Source organism: Paenibacillus sp. FSL L8-0340 (assembly GCF_038593145.1).
Lineage (GTDB): Bacteria > Bacillota > Bacilli > Paenibacillales > Paenibacillaceae > Paenibacillus_AQ.
The window spans coordinates 172,096-193,270 of record NZ_CP151967.1; the positions used below are offsets into that span (position 1 = coordinate 172,096).

Consider the following 21,175-nt stretch of genomic DNA (forward strand, 5'->3'; position numbering starts at 1 on the left):
TTTGTTTAAAGTAATGTAATAAGACTCGTAATATTTGCAGGGAAACTTTAAGAAACTGTAAGGAGCGTTGTAACAACCACGGTTGCTGTTTATTCTATAATGGGAAGAGTCAATCATCGTATCAGCGGAAGGGGAAAAAAGTATGAAGTATATGTCGAAAGAACAGGCCCGGAAATGGGGCGCAGGATTAATGGCAGCAGGATTGCTGCTGGGCGGAGCTCTTCTGCCTGCAGAGACGAGCCAGGCCGCAGCGGCCAAGACACAGGCTAAGGTCAATTCATCACTTGTTGTATTAAAAACAAACGGAACGATTTCACAGCATACCGGGATCGTAAGCGCAGGAAAAGTATGGGTGCCGGTTGCTTTTATGCGTGATTCTCTGGGTATGCCGTTGACTTATGATAAAACGGAGAAAACTTATACGATCGGGAACGGAATTACACGAACCAAGCTGATGGTCTCCGATTACGGCACCTCCATCACGGTCAATAATTATTTCCTGGGAGAGTTTGAAGGCAAGATTATAAATAACCGTCTGTATGTTCCCTTTGATCTGCTTAGCGATTATTTGGGCTATAAGGGGGATTGGAATGCTGCCTCCGGACGGTTAAATGTGATAAAGAAAACACAAAATCCGATTACGGTAACGACTGAAACTTACAGCAAGGACTACAAGGACGCGCCGATCAAGCTGGATTACCCGCAAATCAGCGGTTTGGACAATGCCAAAGCGCAGGCAGCGATTAATAATACCCTTAAGCAGACGTTCCTAAAGTATGCGGAAGGGGCTGAGAAAGAAATTGCGATTAGAGCCAAAGATGACCGCCCCTATGAATACGAAGGAGGATACGTGGTTACGTACAATCAGGACGGGGTGCTCAGCCTTGTGACCAGCCAGTATGGGTATACCGGCGGCGCTCATGGAATGACCTACCGTAATGCCTTTACCTTCTCACTCAAGGACGGAAAGCAGCTATTGCTTGGAGATTTATTCGGAGCCAACCCCAACTATAAAAAAGAGCTTAATGCAAAGCTGGCGAAGCTGCTGAAAGCAGATGGCGGGTATCTTGGCGGCTTCACCGGCCTGAATACGGAGAAGGATTTCTATTTGAAAGACGGCAAGGCGGTCCTTTTCTTCCAGCTGTATGAATACACTGCGTATGCTGCCGGATTCCCTGAGTTTACTTTCACGTTCAAGGAGCTGCTCCCCAGCGGAAGCAGTCCATTTGCCGCATTGAAGTAAATACAGTGACCTGACTGCGAATCCGCCAATGCCGGATACGGACATTTCTCCGTTACCGGATCACCTAACCGTTCATAAGCTAAAGGAGAAACCAGCTTAGGAGCGGGGAGGGAAAGTAACGATGAGTATTCAGTATACGGCGATTGGCGATTCGTTAACGACAGGATTTGGAGCTCTGCCGGGCAATGGGTTTGTTCCGGTCTACCGCCGGATGGCCGAGGCGCGGCTGCGGGTACCGATCGAATTATCCAATTTGGGAGTCAATGGTTTGACCACAGATGGATTGGAGCAAAGGCTGAAGGCGGATTACAACTATCGGCTTGCCATCAGCGAGGCCGAATTGATTACGATGTCCATTGGCGGCAACGATTTGATCAAGTCGGCCAAAGCGGCGGCCGGCCGGCCGGGCGATCTGGCTCCGGTACTGCAAAAAGCGCTACGGGAATGCAAGCGTAATTTGAATGACATTATGGGCACGCTTTCGCAGTTGAAGGCGGGCATGCGGAGACCCTATATTATCAGAATAGTAGGACTGTATAACCCCTATCCCCAGTTGACGGAAGCGACGGATTGGGTGCGGCAGTTTAACCGCTATGCTGCGGGATATAGCAGCCCGGTATGCCGGTTCGCCTCTATATATAATGAATTTGCCGGCAACGAGCGCGGGCTGCTGTCAATAGATCATTTGCATCCTCACGGAAGAGGTTACCGTGTTATCGCCGGGAAGCTGGATGCGTTGGGGTATGGGCGTCTGGGTTAATTCTTCATCAATAGAATAATGCACCTGGACTATAAAACAGCAAAAGAGGCTGGCGGGGATCACTTAGTGGTCCCAACCAGCCTCTTTGTTGTTGCATGTATTAAACGCCGGCAGGCAGCGTTTTCTCGATAACTTTATCGACAATACCATATTCAGCTGCTTCAGCTGCAGTCATGAAATAGTCGCGGTCGGTATCCTTTTCGATCCGTTCCAGCGGCTGTCCTGTGCGCTCGGACAGAATGCGGTTCAGCTTGTCGCGCAGCTTGAGGATGCGGCGGGCGCGGATTTCGATGTCCGTAGCCTGACCTTGAGCACCGCCCAGAGGCTGGTGAATCATAATTTCACTGTTAGGGAGTGCAAAACGTTTGCCTTTGGCACCGGCGTTCAGCAGGAAAGCTCCCATCGAAGCGGCCATACCTACGCAAATCGTCGATACATCCGGTTTGATGTACTGCATTGTATCAAATATAGCCATACCCGCTGTAATGGAGCCACCAGGGCTGTTTACATACAGGTGAATATCCTTCTCCGGATCCTCGGCAGCCAGAAACAGCATTTGCGCGATGATGGAATTGGCTACCACGTCATTAACCTCCGTTCCAAGGAAAATGATGCGGTCCTTCAGCAGGCGGGAATAGATGTCATAAGCGCGCTCACCGCGGTTGCTCTGTTCTACTACCATAGGAATATAACTCACGTGGAAAACCTCCTTGAATTGGTTCTTCGAATGTGTTCATTTTTACTGTTACCGTATTAACCACATGATAAACAAATTCAAACAAAAAGTCAAAGAAAGTCAAACTTAGTTGCAAAAAAAGAGCCATCACCTGGCTCTTTGGTTAATTATTAGTATAGGTGTTGCTAAATTATAGACAAATAAGAAAAAAATGGCGCGCCCGCCAAGAATCGAACTTGGATCTCAGGCTTCGGAGGCCTACGTCATATCCATTGGACCACGGGCGCAACAGAAATTATTATAATACACTTATTATTCAAATGCAATGGGTTCATCCTGTTGTTTAGAAAATATCTTTCCCCGGATCTCTGTGATGATGTATAAGATGAAAAGAGGTTGAGAATTATACTCTCGGGAGACTTGCACTCCGCGTAATATTTGGGTAGAATATGGGTGGGACTTAAAAAGTTAACCCGGGACATTTTGAGACCACGAACAAGGGAATAGAGAAAGACGAAGTTGCAGGAGTGAAAGTATGCGTAATTTATTAGAAATCCAAAAGCAGCTTCTGCCTGATCTCATGGAAACCCTTAAGAGACGGTACACGATTCTACATCAGATCATGCTGTCCGATATTATCGGACGCAGGACGCTCGCCGCTTCGCTTGATATGACTGAGCGGGTACTGCGCGCCGAGACGGATCTTCTGAAATCGCAAGGGCTCATTGAGATCGAGAGTGTCGGCATGCGCATCAGCGATGCCGGGCGCAGACTGCTTGACCTGCTGGAGCCGATCGCCAAGAGCTTGTTCGGCCTGGATGATCTGGAAGAGAAGATTCGCTCAACGTACGGTCTTAGTAAAGTCATAGTAGTGCCTGGCGATTGTGAGACATCGTTGTTTACCAAACGTGAGCTGGGCCGGGCAGGCGCCAAAGCGTTGCTGGGTGTGCTCCGTGCAGGCGATACGATTGCTGTCACCGGCGGTTCGACACTGGCCGAAATGGCCGATCAGCTGACACCGCCGTTATCCCATTCCTATAAGAACGCCTGGATTGTTCCGGCGCGCGGAGGACTTGGGGAAAGTATGGAGATTCAAGCTAATACCATTGCTTCGACGATGGCCAAACGGCTTGGAGCCAATTATCGGCTGCTGCATGTACCCGATCTGCTCAGCGGGGATGCTTATCAATCGCTGGCGCAGGACTCCAATATTGGAGAAATCGTGCAAATCATCCGTAGATCGCGTATTATTGTTCATGGAATTGGCGATGCCATTGAAATGACCCACCGCCGTAAGCTTGATGAGACTACGGTCTCGGAAATACAGGAAGAAGGCGCGGTTGCCGAATCGTTCGGCTACTATTTCAATGAAGACGGCCAGGTTGTCCATACCATGCTGACGATGGGACTGCGACTGGAGGATATTATCCGGACGGAAGTTGTCATCGGAATCGCCGGAGGCAAACGCAAGGCGAAGGCCATTCATGCGATGCTGCGGTTTGGGCAAGAGGATATACTCGTCATAGACGAGGCAGCGGCTGTCGAAATCGGCAAAGAAATTGACGCACAAATACAGCAGGTCCTATAGCATCCAGTTTCTGGAGAGCATTCGCAGTTATTTTGCATTATACTTAACATTGTTGTCTTGACAAGCTTAACGGCCTGTCTTGAATAAATAAAACGAAATCTAGGAGGAACTATTCAATGAGTGTAAAAGTTGGTATTAACGGTTTTGGACGTATTGGACGCCTTGCATTCCGCCGTATTCAAAATGTAGAAGGTATCGAAGTGGTAGCAATCAATGACTTGACTGATGCTAAGATGCTTGCTCATTTGCTTAAATATGATACAACTCAAGGTAAATTCCAGGGTGAAGTTGAAGTTCACGACGGATTCTTCAAAGTAAACGGCAAAGAAGTTAAGGTTCTGGCTAACCGCAACCCTGAAGAACTTCCTTGGGGCGACCTCGGTGTTGACATCGTTCTGGAATGCACAGGTTTCTTCACAACTAAAGAAGCAGCTGAGAAACACTTGAAAGGCGGAGCTAAGAAAGTAGTTATTTCCGCTCCAGCTACAGGCGACATGAAAACTGTCGTTTACAACGTTAACCATGACATTCTGGATGGTACTGAAACAGTTATCTCCGGCGCATCTTGCACAACTAACTGCCTGGCTCCAATGGCAAAAGTGCTGAACGACAAGTTCGGCATCGTTGAAGGCTTGATGACAACTATCCACGCTTACACTGGTGACCAGAACACTCTTGATGCTCCACACGCTAAAGGCGACTTCAGACGTGCCCGTGCTGCTGCTGAGAACATCATCCCTAACACTACCGGTGCTGCTAAAGCCATCGGCCTGGTTATTCCAGATCTGAAAGGCAAACTTGACGGAGCTGCTCAACGTGTGCCTGTAGCTACAGGTTCCCTGACTGAGCTGGTTACTGTCCTTAACAAGAGCGTTACTGTTGAAGAGCTGAACGCAGCAATGAAAGAAGCTTCCGATCCAGAAACTTACGGCTACACTGAAGATGAAATCGTATCTTCCGACATCAAAGGCATGACTTTCGGTTCCCTGTTCGACGCAACACAAACTAAAGTCCTGACTGTTGGCGACAAACAACTGGTTAAAACTGTTGCTTGGTATGACAATGAAATGTCCTACACTGCACAACTTGTTCGCACTTTGGAACACTTCGCTAAACTTGCTCAATAAGATCGTTTTTATATAAGCAGCATCTATAGAGCGGAAACAGAAGTTCCTTGTTTCCGCTCTTTCTAAATGGATTCGTGAGTGAACCAATATGGGTGTGGAGGAAACTAATCATGAACAAAAAGAGCGTCCGTGATGTAGAAGTAGCAGGCAAACGCGTATTCGTACGCGTCGATTTCAATGTGCCAGTGGAAGACGGTAAAATCACTGATGATACACGTATCCGCGAAACACTTCCAACGATTAAATACCTGATCGAGAACGGTGCAAAGATCATTCTGGCCAGCCATATGGGCCGTCCTAAGGGTCAATTCGTTGATTCCATGCGCCTTACCGGTGCTGCTGTACGTCTGTCCGAGCTGCTCGGCAAACCAGTTGCCAAAGCTGATGAGGCGATCGGCGATGCTGTTAAAGCACAAATTGCTGAACTGAACAACGGTGATGTACTTGTGCTTGAGAATGTCCGTTTCTATCCGGGTGAAGAAAAGAACGATCCTGAACTGGCTAAGCAGTTCGCGGAACTGGCTGACCTGTTCGTCAACGACGCATTCGGCGCAGCTCACCGTGCACATGCTTCGACTGAGGGCATCGCTCACTTCCTGCCGGCTGTATCTGGTCTTCTGATGGAGAAAGAATTGTCTGTTCTGGGCAAAGCTCTTTCGAACCCTGAGCGTCCTTTCACTGCCATCATCGGCGGTTCCAAGGTTAAAGACAAGATCGACGTTATCGACAACCTGCTGACTTTGGCTGACAATGTACTGATCGGCGGCGGCCTTTCCTATACATTCACTAAAGCTCAAGGCTTCGAAATCGGAAATTCCTTGGTAGACAACGACAAACTTGATGTTGCTCTTGGATTTATCGAGAAGGCTAAAGCACTGGGCAAAAATTTCGTACTTCCGGTTGACGTAGTTGTAGCCGATAAGTTCGGCGCAGATGCCAACACCAGAATTGTTGATACAACTGACATTCCTGCGGGTTGGGAAGGTCTGGACATCGGTCCTAAAACTCGTGAGATTTATGCCGATATCATCAAAAACTCCAAGCTGGTTGTATGGAACGGACCTATGGGTGTGTTCGAAATCGACATCTTTGCTGAAGGTACAAAGGCTGTAGCACAGGCTTGTGCGACAACCGAAGGTTACACTGTAATTGGTGGCGGTGATTCCGCAGCTGCAGCAGAGAAATTCCACCTGGCTGACCAAATGGATCATATCTCCACTGGCGGCGGCGCATCACTCGAGTTCATGGAAGGCAAGGCACTTCCTGGCGTAGAAGCACTGAACGACAAGTAAGACGTAGAAGGTAGAAGGAGGCAATCCATTACTATGAGTAGAACACCTATTATCGCCGGGAACTGGAAGATGTTCAAAACCGTTCCGGAAGCAGAAGGCTTCATCACTGAAGTCAAAGGCCAAGCAGAAGTAGCAGGCGTAGAGACTGTTGTTTGCGCTCCATTTACTAACCTGCCAGCACTGGTAGCAGCAGTAAAAGGCACAAGCATCAAGATCGGTGCACAAAACCTGCACTTCGAAGATAACGGCGCTTATACAGGCGAAATCAGCGGTGTAATGCTGAAGGACCTTGGCGTTGATTATGTTATCATCGGGCACTCCGAACGTCGCGCTTATTTTGGCGAAACGGACGAAATCGTCAACAAAAAGATGCATGCGGCATTCCGTCACGGCATCACTCCAATTGTTTGTGTAGGCGAAAAGCTTGAAGAGCGCGAAGCTAATCAAACAAAAGATGTGTGCAAAGTTCAAACCGAAGCTGCATTTGCCGGTCTCAGTGCCGAACAGGCTGCTCAGGTGGTTATCGCCTATGAGCCTATCTGGGCGATTGGCACAGGCAAATCCTCCACTTCCCAGGATGCCAACGAAGTTATTGCTTATATCCGTACCCTTGTAAAAGGTCTGTATGATGAAGCAACTGCTGAAGCTGTGCGTATTCAATACGGCGGTAGTGTGAAGCCTGAGAATGTAACGGAGTACATGAGTCAAAGCGACATCGACGGCGCTCTTGTCGGCGGTGCCAGCCTGCAGCCAGCTTCCTTTGTTTCACTCGTTGAGGGGGCGAAGTAAGAATGTCAGCACCAAAACCTGTAGCATTAATCATCATGGACGGTTTCGGTTTGCGCAATACGACTGAAGGCAACGCTGTTGCTCAAGCCAACAAGCCTAACTATGACCGTTATCTGAAACAATATCCGAATACCACACTGACCGCTTGCGGCGAGGCTGTAGGTCTGCCGGAAGGACAAATGGGTAACTCGGAAGTAGGACACCTTAACATCGGTGCCGGACGTATCGTATATCAGGATTTGACCCGGATTGACAAGTCTATCCGTGACGGAGAATTCTTTGATAACGAAACGCTGGTTGCTGCTGTAAGAAACGCCAAATCAACCGGCAAAAAGCTTCATCTGTATGCACTGGTCTCCGACGGAGGCGTACACAGTCATATCAGCCACCTGTTTGCCATGCTTGATCTGGCCAAGAAAGAGGATATGCACGAAGTGTATATTCACGCATTCATGGATGGCCGCGATGTACCTCCTGACAGCGGACAAAAGTTCGTTCAGGATCTCGTAGCCAAGATTGAAGAGGTTGGCGTAGGTAAGATTGCTACGGTATCCGGGCGTTACTTCGCAATGGACCGTGACAAACGCTGGGAGCGTGTAGAGAAAGCCTATCGTGCTATGGTATATGGCGATGGTCCGAAATATACTGATGCCCTGCAGGCGATCACAGCCTCCTATCAGAATTCCGTGTATGATGAATTCGTTGAGCCTAGTGTTATTGTAGACAGCAACGACAAGCCGGTTGCGGTAGTGGAAAGCGGTGATTCTGTTGTGTTCCTGAACTTCCGCCCTGACCGTGCGATTCAGTTGTCCCAAGTCTTTACCAACTCGGATTTCCGTGGTTTTGACCGGGGGCCTTTGTTCCCGCAAGGCCTGCACTTCGTATGTCTGACTACATTCAGCGAAACGGTGCAGGGCTTCGTGGCCTACTCACCGAAGAACCTGGATAATACCTTGGGTGAAGTGCTGGTACAGCAGAACAAGAAGCAATTGCGTATTGCGGAAACTGAAAAGTACCCGCATGTAACCTTCTTCTTCAGCGGCGGACGCGATGAAGAGCTTCCTGGGGAAACCCGCATCCTGATCAACTCTCCTAAAGTAGCAACTTATGATCTTCAGCCTGAGATGAGCGCATACGAAGTGGCGGCGGCCTGCGTAGCGGAAATCGAAGCGGATAGACAAGATGCTATTATCCTTAACTTTGCGAATCCTGATATGGTTGGACACTCCGGCATGCTGGAACCAACAATCAAGGCCGTTGAAGTGACGGATGAATGTGTGGGTAAAGTTGTGGATGCCGTTGTAGCCAAAGGCGGCGTGGCAATCATCATTGCCGACCACGGCAATGCGGATATGGTGTTTGACGAGAACGGACGTCCATTCACGGCTCATACTACCAACCCGGTTCCTTTCATCGTAACTACAGAAAATGTTGTGCTGCGCGAATCCGGTATCCTTGCTGATGTGGCACCGACGATTCTGGATTTGATGGGACTTCCGCAACCAGCGGAAATGACCGGACAATCTATGATCGCCAGCCGTAAATAAGCAGGATTTAAGCTTCACCATCAATACCAAAACCCATGATAAAAGGAGATTAACTTACATGACTATTATTTCTGATGTTTACGCTCGCGAAGTCCTCGACTCCCGCGGTAACCCTACTGTAGAGGTTGATGTTTATCTGGAATCCGGTGCTAAAGGCCGCGCTATCGTTCCTTCCGGCGCTTCCACTGGCGCTCATGAAGCTGTAGAGCTTCGTGACGAAGACAAAAACCGTTACCTGGGCAAAGGCGTTCTGAAAGCTGTTGAGAACGTAAATGAAATCATCGCTCCTGAAGTAATCGGTATGGACGCTCTTGACCAACTGGGCATCGACAAATTGATGATCACTTTGGATGGTACTCACAACAAAGGCAAACTCGGCGCTAACGCAATTCTGGCTGTATCCATGGCCGTAGCCCGCGCTGCAGCAGCAGCTCTGGATGTACCTTTGTATGTATACCTGGGCGGATTCAACGCTAAACAGCTTCCAGTACCAATGATGAACATCGTTAACGGCGGCGCACATGCCGACAACAACGTAGACGTTCAAGAGTTCATGGTTCTGCCAGTTGGCGCACCTAGCTTCAAAGAAGCTCTGCGTACAGGCGCTGAAATCTTCCACGCTCTGAAATCCGTATTGAAAGCTAAAGGCCTGAACACAGCAGTTGGCGACGAAGGCGGATTCGCTCCTAACTTCACTTCCAACGAAGATGCACTGTCCTCCATCATGGAAGCTATCGAAAAAGCCGGTTACAAACCAGGCGTTGATGTATTCCTTGGTATGGACGTTGCTTCCACTGAGTTCTTCAAAGATGGCAAATACCACCTGGAAGGCGAAGGCAAATCCTTCACACCAGCTGAATTTGTTGACCTGCTCGCTTCTTGGGCTGATAAATACCCAATCATCACCATCGAAGATGGCTGCTCCGAAGATGACTGGGAAGGCTGGAAATTGCTGTCCGAGAAACTCGGCAACAAAATCCAACTCGTTGGCGATGACTTGTTCGTAACCAACACTGAGCGTCTGGCTAAAGGTATCGAAGAAGGTATCGGTAACTCCATTCTGATCAAAGTTAACCAAATCGGTACTTTGACTGAAACCTTCGATGCTATCGAAATGGCTAAACGTGCAGGTTACACTGCAGTTATCTCTCACCGTTCCGGTGAATCCGAAGACAGCACCATCGCTGATATCGCTGTGGCAACTAATGCCGGCCAAATCAAAACAGGTGCTCCTTCCCGTACAGACCGTATCGCTAAGTACAACCAATTGCTTCGTATCGAAGATGAACTGGGTGAATTGGCTCAATACAACGGCCTGAAATCCTTCTACAACCTCAAAAGATAATTATTTTTGAGTCAAGCTTTTCAAAGAGTCTGCCGATTTCGGGCAGGCTCTTTTTTTGTTTGGAATTGCATCTGCCGCTCTGAATAGGTATTCTATATATGTAGATATTTGGAAGGAGCGGATTGAATGAATGCTATTGTGGCAGGAATTGCGATCGGAATACTGATTGTAATCATAAGCTTAGTTTTTACACGAATCCGGGGACTGCATTCCGGGCTCACGTTTTATCCGGGGATTGTCGGCTTGGTTGGCGGTGCAATCTTGCTCGTGCTCAGTTTTTCAGTGATTGGGGGCTGGGAAGGGATTGCCTATGCCTTTATTTGTGTTCCTATCATTGTGATTTCTGCGCTGTTATTGCTGACTCTTACGTTTTTCAGGAGACAGGCTTAACAGATTGACACTCGGTATCTCCAAACTAGATTCGTAGTCAGAAGGTTGTATTCATACGGTAGCTATGATAAAATAAAAATGCTGTTTATGAAACGTATAACCTAATTTAGCATAGATAGTGATGCTTGGACGTAGGAGGTGGAAGTGAATGGATATCTTTTTGAAAGTAGTTCTCCTGATTTTTTCCGTCGGTCTGATTGCGGTCGTTCTTCTGCAAAAAGGGAAAAGCGCAGGTCTCTCCGGTGCCATCTCCGGCGGTGCTGAGCATCTTTTCGGTAAAACTAAAGCACGCGGTATGGAGCTTGTACTGCAGCGTGTAACGGTTGCACTGGCAGCTGGATTCTTCATTATGGCGATCGTTGTTGCCATTGTAGTTGATTAGGACGTCTACAATAAGCCTTCGCACTGTTCTGAATAGAATGGGGCGTGGGCTTTTTTGGTGCATTTTTTTGGACTGCGTTAACTTCGTGATAATCATTACAGGGATGCTCTGGATTGATTTCGTGTATACTAGGGTATGAAGTATATAAAGGTAAATTTTACTTGAATGATTTCGGGTGAAGCAGGACAACACATACATATATGCCAGCAGCGCTTAAAGGCTGCGGAGGGCCGAGGTGACTAACTTGATAACACAGGAAATATTGCTTGATTTTATGCGGGAGACCGCTTATAAACCGCTCACTTATGACGAATTGGTAAGCCACTTCGAGTTGCAGGATAGCGCGTCGTTTAAAGCGTTCGAGGATTTGCTGCTGGAGCTTGAACAGGACGGGAGAGTCGTGCTGACCCGGAATGCCCGTTATGGCGTGCCGGAACGGATGGATTTATTGCGCGGACGGCTACAGGCACATGCCAAGGGGTTTGCTTTTCTAATCCCCGACGACCGTGATCATCCCGACGTGTATGTACACGCCAACGATTTAAAGGGTGCGATGAACGGGGATATCGTACTGGTGCGGATTACTTCGAAAAGTCCGTCCGGCGGGCGGATGGAAGGCGAAGTGGTGCGGATCGTGAAAAGGGGTGTGCTCCAGACTGTTGGGGTATTCCAAAGCCTGGAGACCTACGGTTTTGTGCTGCCGGATGACAAGCGGATTAACCGCGATATCTTTATTCCGAAGCAGTCCTTTATGGGAGCGGTCGACGGTGAGAAGGTTGTGGTCCGCATTGTAAATTACCCGGAAGGCCGTGCTGCGGCTGAAGGGGAAATCATTGAAATTCTGGGACATAAGGACGACCCGGGTGTTGATATTTTATCCGTAATCCGTAAGCACCAGCTGCCTGAGACTTTCCCGTCTGAAGTGATGACTGAAGCGGAGCAGGCGCCGGATTCCATTACCGATGAAGAAATTATCCAGCAGGGACGCCGCGATTTACGCGGGCTTAACATTGTCACCATCGACGGTGAGGATGCCAAGGATCTGGATGATGCTGTCAATGTGGAGCGGCTGGAGAATGGGCATTATAAGCTGGGCGTCCATATCGCCGATGTCGGCTATTACGTGCGCGAAGGTTCGGAGCTCGACAAGGAAGCTTATGACCGCGGATGCAGCGTGTATCTGGTGGACCGGGTAATTCCGATGCTGCCGCACCGTCTCTCTAACGGGATATGCAGTTTGAACCCGCAGGTGGACCGTCTGACGATGTCCTGTGAGATGGAATTTAATGAGCATATGAAGGTCGTGAAGCATGATGTCTTTACGAGTGTAATCCGCACCAAAGAAAGAATGACTTACTCCAATGTCCGCAAAATCGTCGAAGACGAGGATCCGGAGCTGCTCGAGCGGTACAGTCCGCTGATCGGGGACTTCCGTCTGATGAAGGAACTGGCCATGAAGCTGCGCGATGCGCGGATGCGGCGGGGAGCGGTTGATTTTGACTTTGAAGAAAGCAAGATCATCGTAGACGAGAACGGCAAAGCTGTTGATATTGTAAAACGTGAGCGTTCAGTAGCCGAGCAAATTATCGAAGAGTTCATGCTGGCGGCCAATGAGACGGTAGCCGAGCATTTCCACTGGCTAAAAGTGCCGTTCCTCTACCGGATTCATGAAGATCCGGACCCGGAGAAGCTGCAGAACTTTATGGCCTTTGCCGCCAATTTTGGCTACCACGTTAAGGGACGCGGCAATTCTGTCCACCCGCGCGCGCTGCAGAGCCTGCTGGAGGACATTCAAGGCACCAAGGAGCAGACCGTCATCAGTACGATGATGCTGCGCTCCATGAAGCAGGCTAAGTATGATGCGGAGAGCACGGGCCATTTTGGACTTGCAGCGGAATACTACTCCCACTTCACATCGCCGATCCGCCGGTACCCCGACCTTGTCATTCACCGCGTGATGCGCGAGGTGATCGAGAATGGTGGAGCCCTAAGCCAGAAGCGTCATGATTACCTGTCCAGCCGGATGCCTGACATCGCGCAGCAGTCCTCTGAACGCGAACGCGTAGCAGTGGAAGCAGAGCGTGATACGGAGCAGCTGAAGAAAGCGGAATATATGCAGGATAAGGTCGGCGAGGAATTCGAGGCGATGATCAGCAGTGTAACCAGCTTCGGCATGTTCATCGAGCTGGAAAATACCGTCGAAGGCTTAATCCGTCTCAGCGCGCTTAGCGATGATTACTACCACTTCGACGAAGCTCACATGGCGCTCATCGGCGAGCGCACCTCCAAGGTGTTCCGCATTGGCGATGAAGTGAAGATCCGTGTCGCCAAGGTCAACATGGACGACCATACGATCGACTTCGAGCTGGTCGACATGAAGCCGCGTGCGGCGGGCGAGCACCGCAGCTATAGCGGACGCGGCGGTAAAGGCGGCCGTCCGGGCGCCGGCGGCTTCAGCAAGCCGTCCGGTGGAAAGGCCGGCGGCAAGGGCCGCACCGGCGGTAAAGGCAAGCCCGGCGCTGTCGGCGCGGGCAAGGGCAAATCCGGCGGCGCGCTGAACGCCGGCAGAGGCAAGTCCGGCGCGGTGGGAACCGGCGCCTGGGAAGCGCCGCGCACAGACGCGGCGGCCGGTAGCGGCGCGCCTTCAGGCGGACGCGCCAAGCGTGGCAGCGGCGGCCCTGCAGAGGCCGCACGCCGGGCTTACGCCGCCCTGAACGGCGAAGCGGGCGGCAGTGCGCCGCGCGAGCGCAGCGGCGGGGGACGTGGCCGCGGCGGAGATGCCGGAGGCGGTGCCGGGGGACGCGGCATTAGCTTCGCCTTCGGCTCCGGCAAGGGCGGCTACGGCGCGCCAGCCGGCGGCGCAGGCGAGCAAGGCGCCGGCGAGCTGCGCGGCGTTGACGCGAACACCCGGTTCAGCAGCCGGGAGGATCGCGGGTTCGAGAGCCGCAGCGGAAGCACAGAAGGCAAGGATAAGGGCCGCCGCAAGAAGAAGAACAAGAGCGGCGTGTTCATTGGCCCTTCCGTGACTCCAGGCAACGTGGAGACCTCCGACAAGGTAGCCGCTAAGCGCAGCGACAAAGGCAGCAATGCGGAAGGCGCAGTACGCCGAAAGAAAAAGAAGAAAAAACCTCAGGAGTAAGCTGAGATAATGAAAGGCGCTGTTCCCCGTGAAGGGAGCAGCGCTTTTTTTGCTAATAAAGAATTTTATGTTCAGGGTCGCCCGCAAAAGGAATGCAAAAACTTCCCAGTCAAAGTCACCCTACATTGGGATTAACGTCATCGCCACTAATATCCTATGTGGTGTTGTGCCAGGCTGTAATTTCTATTTATCCATCATATTGTATATAAATTATCTCCAAAGCGCGTCTTGCTGACATACATATGTCAAAATGCCTGGTGGTGAATGGGCGCTGCTTCCTTGCGTTCCCCGGAGCGCTTTTGATACAATATAGATCTGACGTTTGGATAATCAAACTCACCTGCTTTTTAAGGCAATTTGATTATCTCTGCTTAGGAATACGATTCAAGGAGTGACTCTCATGGGTAAAAAAGCAGACGGGAAAGTGCTCGCCCAGAACAAAAAAGCTTCCCATGATTATTACATCGAGGACACTTACGAAGCAGGCTTGGTGCTGACCGGCACAGAAATCAAGTCGCTGCGTAATGGACGCGCGAATATTGGCGATGCTTTTGCGACGATTCGAAACGGTGAGATTTTCGTGCACAATATGCATATCAGCCCTTTTGAACAAGGGAACCGCTCCAATCCTACCGACCCGACACGTACGCGCAAGCTGCTGATGCATAAAGAGCAGATTCACAAGCTGCTGGGACAGTCCAAGCGTGAGGGATTCACCATCGTGCCGCTGAAGGTGTACGTCCGCAACGGGTACGCCAAGCTGCTGATCGGCCTCGGTAAAGGGAAGAAAGAGTACGACAAACGCGATTCTGCCGCAAAACGTGATGCTCAGCGCGATATTCAGCGTGTGCTGCGCGACAAGCAAAAGATCGCAAGATAAGCCTGGGCAGGAGAATGCCCAATGTTCCAGATTCCACCTTCAATTCCTTTAACCTTCGTGTTATAGTGTTGATAAATGTGCTATACTGTGTAAGTAAAGCTTAATGCTTCTTTGCAGTCTTCTTGAAGAAGAGACTGTGGATCGGATCACTTTTGCTCGCTGGTCCGCTTAATCCGAAGCGCCCTTTTAATGAGGGGCCGTTCTTGGATTCGACGGGGGTAGTTCGAGCATGAGTAGCGAGTAGTGGGGACGCGTCCGCTTCATCAACGCTAAAGCCTATTAAACGGCAAACAACAAACAAACTACGCTTTCGCAGCCTAAGAAACTGTGTGCGTGCTTCTACCCTGCATCGCCCATGTGACAGGGATAGGGGCTAACAAGTAGTGGGATACGCTGTCTCATCTCCGCCTGCGGTGAGCTGAAGAAGACAATCAGGCTGACCCGAAGGGGACCCGGTTACGGGGGGCTTCTAGGGTGACATCAAATCCGTGACTACACTCGTAGAAGCTTATGTGCCGTTATCTTCGGACAGGGGTTCGAATCCCCTCGGCTCCATATGGAGTAAATTAAAAGACACCTTAATCGGTGTCTTTTTTCATTTCTGAAGTTATTGACCGAAATCATATGGATGAACTTCCAAATACGTTACTGATTCTGAAAGGTGCTGATACACCGCAATAGGAGGTGGCTGGAGATGAACGAGCCGGGGTGGATATAGGGGTTCATATGTTCGTAAAAAAGCGTTTATTTCCTTCAATTTTTGTGTATAATTAAGATGATTGTCCAATTTGTTCCAAAGGGGATGAAGAATGATGTCAATCCGCTTGAACCCGTATTTTGTCTTTAATGGAAACACAAGAGAAGCTCTGTATTTTTATGAAAAAGCGCTGCGCGGGAACGTGGTCGGGATCATGACGTTCGGGGATTTACCGGAAGATCCGAATCATCCGCTGACCGATGAGATGAAAACCCTTGTGATGCATGCGCATTTGAAGGTTGGTAATGCAGATCTCATGTTCTCCGATACTTTTCCGGGTACGTCGCATCAGGCGGACGGTGACACGGTTCAGATTGCCATTCATCCTACAGAAGAGGCAATTGCACGGGAGATTTTCGCCGCACTGGAAGACGGTGGTCAAGTGGTCATGCCTTTGCAGAAGACGGATTGGAGCCCTTTGTATGGGATTGTTAAGGACAAGTTCGGCGTTACTTTTCAAGTGAATGTCCCAGGGGAGTAACCTCAGGGATAACATTTATGCAGTGTTCACTCTACCCACAATACCGCTTACTGTTTCCGGATGGACAGGACAGCTGAGGAGGAATGACTTGTGACAAATGCGAATCAGACAATCGTGCCGCATATATGGTATGACAAAGAAGCGGTAGAAGCAGCTAATTTTTACGCTTCTGTTTTCCCCGAATCCAAGGTTACGAGTGTTACGACAATTCATGACACACCGTCAGGTGACTGTGATCAAGTTTCATTTGAAATATGGGGACAGAAGTTTATGGCCATCAGTGCAGGTCCCTATTTTAAGTTAAATCCGTCAGTGTCTTTCTTCGTTAATTTTGATCCGTCACGCGATAAGGACGCAGCTGAGAAAATAGATGAGGTCTGGAACAAGTTATCTGAGGGTGGACAGGCGCTAATGCCGCTAGATAAGTATCCATTCAGTGAGCGGTACGGCTGGATTCAGGATAAATATGGCGTGTCCTGGCAGCTGATGCTTACAAATCCTGAGGGTGAGGAGCGTCCGGCTATCATCCCGTCTTTTTTGTTTGTAGGTAATCAGTACGGTAAGGCGGAAGAGGCTATGTCTCTCTATTTATCTGTATTTGGCAACTCGCGGCAGGGAACGATTGCCCGCTATCCTAAGGGCTTGGAGCCTGATCAGGAAGGAACCATTATGTTCTCTGACTTCATGCTGGAGAAGCAGTGGTTCACCGCCATGGACAGTGCGCATGAGCATAAATTCAGTTTCAACGAGGCGATCTCCTTTATGGTAAAATGCGATTCGCAAGAGGAGATTGATCACTACTGGGAGAAGCTTTCTGCAGTTCCCGAGGCTGAACAATGCGGCTGGCTGAAAGACCGGTTTGGCGTGTCGTGGCAGATTGTGCCAGCCGAGATGGACGAGATGCTGGAAAAGGGAACACCGGAGCAAATTGCTCGTGTTACGAAGGCTTTTTTGCAGATGAAGAAATTCGACCTTGCAGCCTTGCACAAGGCTTATAAGGGCGAGTGAAGCATAAACTCTACCCTCCGCCAAATTTACTCGCATACCCAATGATCGCCCAGCGTAAGGACGAGAGATTAGCATAAAACCTCCGACTGGGGTCGAGCGGAAGAAGATAATCAGGCTGATCCAACGTATAGCCGGTTACGGGGCGATACTCGGGTGACATCAAAACTGTCACTACACTCGTAGAAGCTTATGTGCCTTATTTTCGGACAGCAGTTTGAATCCCCTCGGCCCATACCATTCCATTCCAAAAAGCATCGATCCACTAGATCGGTGCTTTTTGCATGTGGAGAGCGGGTCGATTCTGCGACCAGCGTGAAGGTGCTTTCTGTGTGAGAAGCACGTTTATTTCAATTATTCATGTACAATTTACGAAATAACTTGGCCGCGGATTTCTCCATTTGGATTTTGTATGGTGTGTACATTGACATAAGCATTGCCTCTTTCAAATTCACGGACTAGATCGCGGATCGTCTTTCCATCTAGAGGGCCGATTAAATCATTGCGAGTCAGAGTCCCGCGAATAACTCCTCGTCTTACGGAGATTCCAAATTTCGACGGGCCGAATAGAAAGGCGACTATAGGACCGTTTTCATTTCTTCGTCCAAGATGGATATGGGCTTGGGTTACTCGGTTTATATTTCGGATGACAAGTCTAAAAAATAATTTATCACCAGCACGGTTAAGCTGAAAAACAGTATTTCCAGTAGAAATTGTCCTTACAGGAGGTACTTCGTTTCTTCCATTCAAGAAAGCCCTAAACGTTTTGATATTCCTCACCCCTCTTCGTTGATACGGTATTTTATTCCGTACGGAAGGAAGGGATTGTTCATCCGTCTAAGGTTTGATTGATTTTTTGAAATGAATAGGGCGATACTCGGGTGACATCAAATCCGTGACTACACTCGTAGAAGCTTATGTGCCGTTATCTTCGGACAGCAGTTCGAATCCCCTCGCCTTAATCGGTGTCTTTTTTTATTTCAGCGGCTGTTTTGAACATGTCTTTCATACAAAAATCCTCTCCTTGTTAAAGGGTTGTCTCGTGCAACCATTCTAAGGAGAGGCTTATTTAACAAATGTATTAAAATCTGCCGTAGAACGCATTCCGGTAAATGTCTGCAAGCTCTTTGACTAGCGGCATGCGGGGATTGGCTGTGGTGCACTGGTCCTCGAAGGCGCGGTCGGCCAAATAATCGACCTTTGATTCGAAATCGGACGGAGCGAAGCCAAGATCCTGGAATTTCTCGGGAATGCCAAGCGATTGGTTCAGCTTGCGGATAGCCATAATCAAGCTGTTAACTCCCTCTTCAGTGGTGCGTGCTTCCATTCCCAGCATTCTGGCGATTTCTGCATAACGTTCATCGGCGATGAAATAGTTATATTTCGGGAACGATGCAAATTTTGACGGCTTCGTGGCATTATAACGGATAACATGCGGCATCAGAATTGCGTTCGTACGCCCGTGCGCCGTATGGTATTCACCGCCCCATTTATGCGCCAAGCTGTGGTTGATGCCGAGGAAGGCATTGGCGAAAGCCATCCCTGCGATTGTTGAGGCATTATGCATTTTCTCACGGGCAACCGGGTCCGCCGTATGGAATGATTTCTCCAGGTACTGGAATACGAGCCTTATGGCATGCAGCGCAAGTCCATCGGTATAGTCACTGGCCATGACGGAAACGTAGGCTTCAATAGCATGCGTCAGCACGTCCATCCCGGTGTCTGCGACCGCCGCTTTTGGCAGGGAATAAACAAGCTCCGGATCAATGATCGCCACATCCGGCGTCAGTTCATAATCCGCAAGCGGATATTTCGTATGTCCTTCTTTTTTATCAGTGATTACCGCAAATGAAGTTACTTCCGAGCCTGTTCCTGAGGTTGTTGGGATCGCGACAAATTGGGCTTTGATGCCTAATCGCGGATATTTGTAGACCCGTTTACGGATATCCAGGAACTTCTGTTTGATCGAATGGAAGCTGGTATCCGGGTATTCGTAAAATAACCACATCGCCTTCGCCGCGTCCATGGGTGAGCCGCCCCCCAGTGCAATGATGCAGTCCGGCTGGAAGCTCTCCATCATGCGGGTTCCGCGTTCAACCGTCTCTACGGACGGATCAGGCTCGACATCCGCAAAGATCTCAACAGAAACTGGCTCGGTACGTTTTCGCAAGTAATATTCGATTTTTTCCACATATCCGAGCTTAACCATCATGGCGTCAGTAACAATAAGCACCTTGGAGATGTTAGGCATTTTCTCGAGATACTGCGTGGACCCTTTTTCAAAATAGATCTTGGGCGGAATTTTGAACCACTGCATATTCACCCTCCGGTAGGCGACACGTTTGATATTGATCAGGTTAACTGCAGTTACATTGGAGGTGGTTGAGTTTTTGCCGTAGGATCCGCAGCCTAAGGTAAGTGACGGTAAATTGGTGTTGTAAATATCGCCGATAGCCCCTTGTGTTGAAGGAGAATTGACAATCACACGTCCAGTCTGTAACCGTTCCGCGAAGGCCTCAATCACTTTATTGTCCTTAGAGTGAACGACAGAAGAGTGTCCCAAACCGCCAAATGCGACGATTTCCGCTGCACGGTCAATGCCTTGTTCGGCAGAGGTTACTTTATAGCATGCCAGAACCGGGCTCAGCTTCTCAGCAGACAGCGGGAAGTCCGTTCCTACGCCCTCCAATTCGGCAACAAGAATTTTCGTATGCTCAGGAAGCTGAAGACCGGCCATCTCGGCAATTTTGTAAGCAGGCTGACCGACAATAGCGCCATTAACTGAACATTTCTCCCCGGTGATAACGAGACTCGAGACTGCCTCTGTTTCCGTTTTATCTAAAAAGTAGCACCCGTTGTCTATCATCATTTGGCGAACCTGATCATACACCGGTTCCTCAATGATGAGGGCTTGCTCGGAAGCACAGATCATCCCGTTATCGAATGTTTTGGAAAGAATAAGATCGGTGACCGCTTGTCTGAGATCGGCTGTTTTTTCAATAAAGCAAGGTACATTTCCGGGTCCGACGCCAAGTGCCGGTTTGCCTGTGCTATAGGCGGCCTTTACCATGGCGGAGCCGCCTGTGGCCAGGACCAGAGCTACATCCGGATGGTTCATGAGCAGCTGCGTCGCTTCCAGCGACGGATGCTCGATCCACTGTACACAGTGTGGCGGCGCTCCTTCTGCTACTGCTGCATCCAGCAGCGTTTTTGCCGATTCGCTGCTGCATTTCTGCGCGGAAGGATGAAAAGCAAAAATAATGGGATTTCGCGTCTTCGTGGCAATCAGTGTTTTAAAGATCGTTGTAGAGGTCGGATTCGTAACAGGTGTTACGCCTGCGATAATGCCAACAGGTTCCGCTACCCGCTGATAATTCTCATAAAGATTTTCCTCAATAATTCCGACGGTTTTGTTATGTTTGATACTGTTATAAATATACTCTGAGGCAAAAAGGTTCTTAGTGATTTTATCTTCGTACACGCCGCGTCCGGTCTCTTCCACGGCCATCTTGGCAAGCAGCATATGCTTGTCCAGTCCGGCGAGTGCCATTGCTTGTACAATGCGGTCAATCTGTTCCTGATTCATGGAAAGGTACGCTTCTTGCGAAGCCCGGGCACGTGCAACCAGACGGTTGACCTCTTCCTGGGCGGTAAGTTTTTTATCGGTGATGCTTTCGTTATTTTCTGCCTGGCTTTGTACAGCCATCATTTTTTCCCTCCCTGGCATCTACACGTGCTGCTTATATTCAGGTTGCATCAAAACAAGCCTTTTCA

The 21,175-nt window shown here is 49.4% G+C and carries 17 protein-coding genes, 1 tRNA gene and 1 other RNA gene; 15 read left to right on the forward strand and 4 right to left on the reverse strand.

The genetic code is table 11. The annotated features are described in order from the left end of the window. Positions 1-142: 142 nt before the first annotated feature. The gene (locus NST07_RS00870) at positions 143-1,243 is read left to right on the forward strand and encodes a DUF4163 domain-containing protein (protein WP_341089144.1); all 1,101 of its coding nucleotides are present in this window, start codon (positions 143-145) and stop codon (positions 1,241-1,243) included. 121 nt (positions 1,244-1,364) lie between these two features. After that, positions 1,365-2,003, forward strand: coding sequence for a GDSL-type esterase/lipase family protein (locus NST07_RS00875; RefSeq protein ID WP_341377009.1), 639 nt, complete (start codon positions 1,365-1,367; stop codon positions 2,001-2,003). 100 nt (positions 2,004-2,103) lie between these two features. On the opposite strand, the gene clpP is transcribed toward NST07_RS00875, so the two are convergent. Together clpP and NST07_RS00885 are read right to left on the reverse strand one after the other, a co-directional pair. Beyond that, positions 2,104-2,700 (reverse strand): ATP-dependent Clp endopeptidase proteolytic subunit ClpP, encoded by a 597-nt coding sequence (clpP, locus tag NST07_RS00880; RefSeq protein WP_341089147.1) that lies wholly within the window; start codon positions 2,698-2,700, stop codon positions 2,104-2,106. Positions 2,701-2,891: 191 nt separating this feature from the next. Further along, a tRNA-Arg gene (locus NST07_RS00885) sits at positions 2,892-2,966 on the reverse strand. Between the two features lie 248 nt (positions 2,967-3,214). Between NST07_RS00885 and NST07_RS00890 the strand changes: the two genes are divergently transcribed. The 13 genes from NST07_RS00890 (at position 3,215) to NST07_RS00950 (ending at position 17,404) form a co-directional block, all read left to right on the forward strand. After that, entirely contained in the window at positions 3,215-4,267 is a 1,053-nt protein-coding gene (locus NST07_RS00890; protein ID WP_341377010.1) for a sugar-binding domain-containing protein, read from the forward strand. 116 nt (positions 4,268-4,383) lie between these two features. Beyond that, entirely contained in the window at positions 4,384-5,394 is a 1,011-nt protein-coding gene (gene gap, locus NST07_RS00895; protein WP_038584677.1) for a type I glyceraldehyde-3-phosphate dehydrogenase, read from the forward strand. A gap of 110 nt (positions 5,395-5,504) precedes the next feature. Further along, a complete protein-coding gene (locus NST07_RS00900; protein WP_341089150.1) occupies positions 5,505-6,686 on the forward strand; it encodes a phosphoglycerate kinase in 1,182 nt (393 codons plus the stop codon). 33 nt (positions 6,687-6,719) lie between these two features. After that, entirely contained in the window at positions 6,720-7,475 is a 756-nt protein-coding gene (gene tpiA / locus NST07_RS00905; RefSeq protein WP_341089151.1) for a triose-phosphate isomerase, read from the forward strand. Between the two features lie 2 nt (positions 7,476-7,477). Further along, positions 7,478-9,022, forward strand: a complete 1,545-nt coding sequence (gpmI, locus tag NST07_RS00910) for a 2,3-bisphosphoglycerate-independent phosphoglycerate mutase (RefSeq protein WP_341089152.1) — start codon at positions 7,478-7,480, stop codon at positions 9,020-9,022. A gap of 58 nt (positions 9,023-9,080) precedes the next feature. Further along, positions 9,081-10,367, forward strand: a complete 1,287-nt coding sequence (gene eno / locus NST07_RS00915) for a phosphopyruvate hydratase (RefSeq protein ID WP_038584689.1) — start codon at positions 9,081-9,083, stop codon at positions 10,365-10,367. 126 nt (positions 10,368-10,493) lie between these two features. Next, a complete protein-coding gene (locus tag NST07_RS00920; RefSeq protein WP_341089153.1) occupies positions 10,494-10,757 on the forward strand; it encodes a hypothetical protein in 264 nt (87 codons plus the stop codon). A gap of 148 nt (positions 10,758-10,905) precedes the next feature. Next, positions 10,906-11,139, forward strand: a complete 234-nt coding sequence (secG, locus tag NST07_RS00925; protein ID WP_038584695.1) for a preprotein translocase subunit SecG — start codon at positions 10,906-10,908, stop codon at positions 11,137-11,139. A 244-nt stretch (positions 11,140-11,383) separates the two neighbouring features. Continuing rightward, positions 11,384-14,278 carry a ribonuclease R gene (gene rnr, locus NST07_RS00930; protein WP_342481917.1) on the forward strand — a complete coding sequence of 965 codons (2,895 nt, stop codon included), beginning with the start codon at positions 11,384-11,386 and terminating at the stop codon, positions 14,276-14,278. Between the two features lie 400 nt (positions 14,279-14,678). Continuing rightward, on the forward strand, positions 14,679-15,158 hold the full coding sequence (smpB, locus tag NST07_RS00935) for an SsrA-binding protein SmpB (RefSeq protein WP_038584698.1): 480 nt from the start codon (positions 14,679-14,681) through the stop codon (positions 15,156-15,158). Positions 15,159-15,351: 193 nt separating this feature from the next. After that, positions 15,352-15,716: a transfer-messenger RNA gene (ssrA, locus tag NST07_RS00940) on the forward strand. A 254-nt stretch (positions 15,717-15,970) separates the two neighbouring features. Continuing rightward, entirely contained in the window at positions 15,971-16,396 is a 426-nt protein-coding gene (locus NST07_RS00945) for a VOC family protein (RefSeq protein WP_341097506.1), read from the forward strand. Positions 16,397-16,486: 90 nt separating this feature from the next. Beyond that, entirely contained in the window at positions 16,487-17,404 is a 918-nt protein-coding gene (locus NST07_RS00950; protein WP_341089154.1) for a VOC family protein, read from the forward strand. A gap of 366 nt (positions 17,405-17,770) precedes the next feature. Here the strand turns inward: NST07_RS00950 and NST07_RS00955 are convergent, their stop codons facing one another. Both NST07_RS00955 and adhE read right to left on the reverse strand, forming a co-directional pair. Next, positions 17,771-18,151 (reverse strand): CHRD domain-containing protein, encoded by a 381-nt coding sequence (locus NST07_RS00955; protein ID WP_341377011.1) that lies wholly within the window; start codon positions 18,149-18,151, stop codon positions 17,771-17,773. Positions 18,152-18,482: 331 nt separating this feature from the next. After that, positions 18,483-21,107, reverse strand: coding sequence for a bifunctional acetaldehyde-CoA/alcohol dehydrogenase (gene adhE, locus NST07_RS00960; protein ID WP_341097508.1), 2,625 nt, complete (start codon positions 21,105-21,107; stop codon positions 18,483-18,485). Positions 21,108-21,175: the final 68 nt, after the last annotated feature.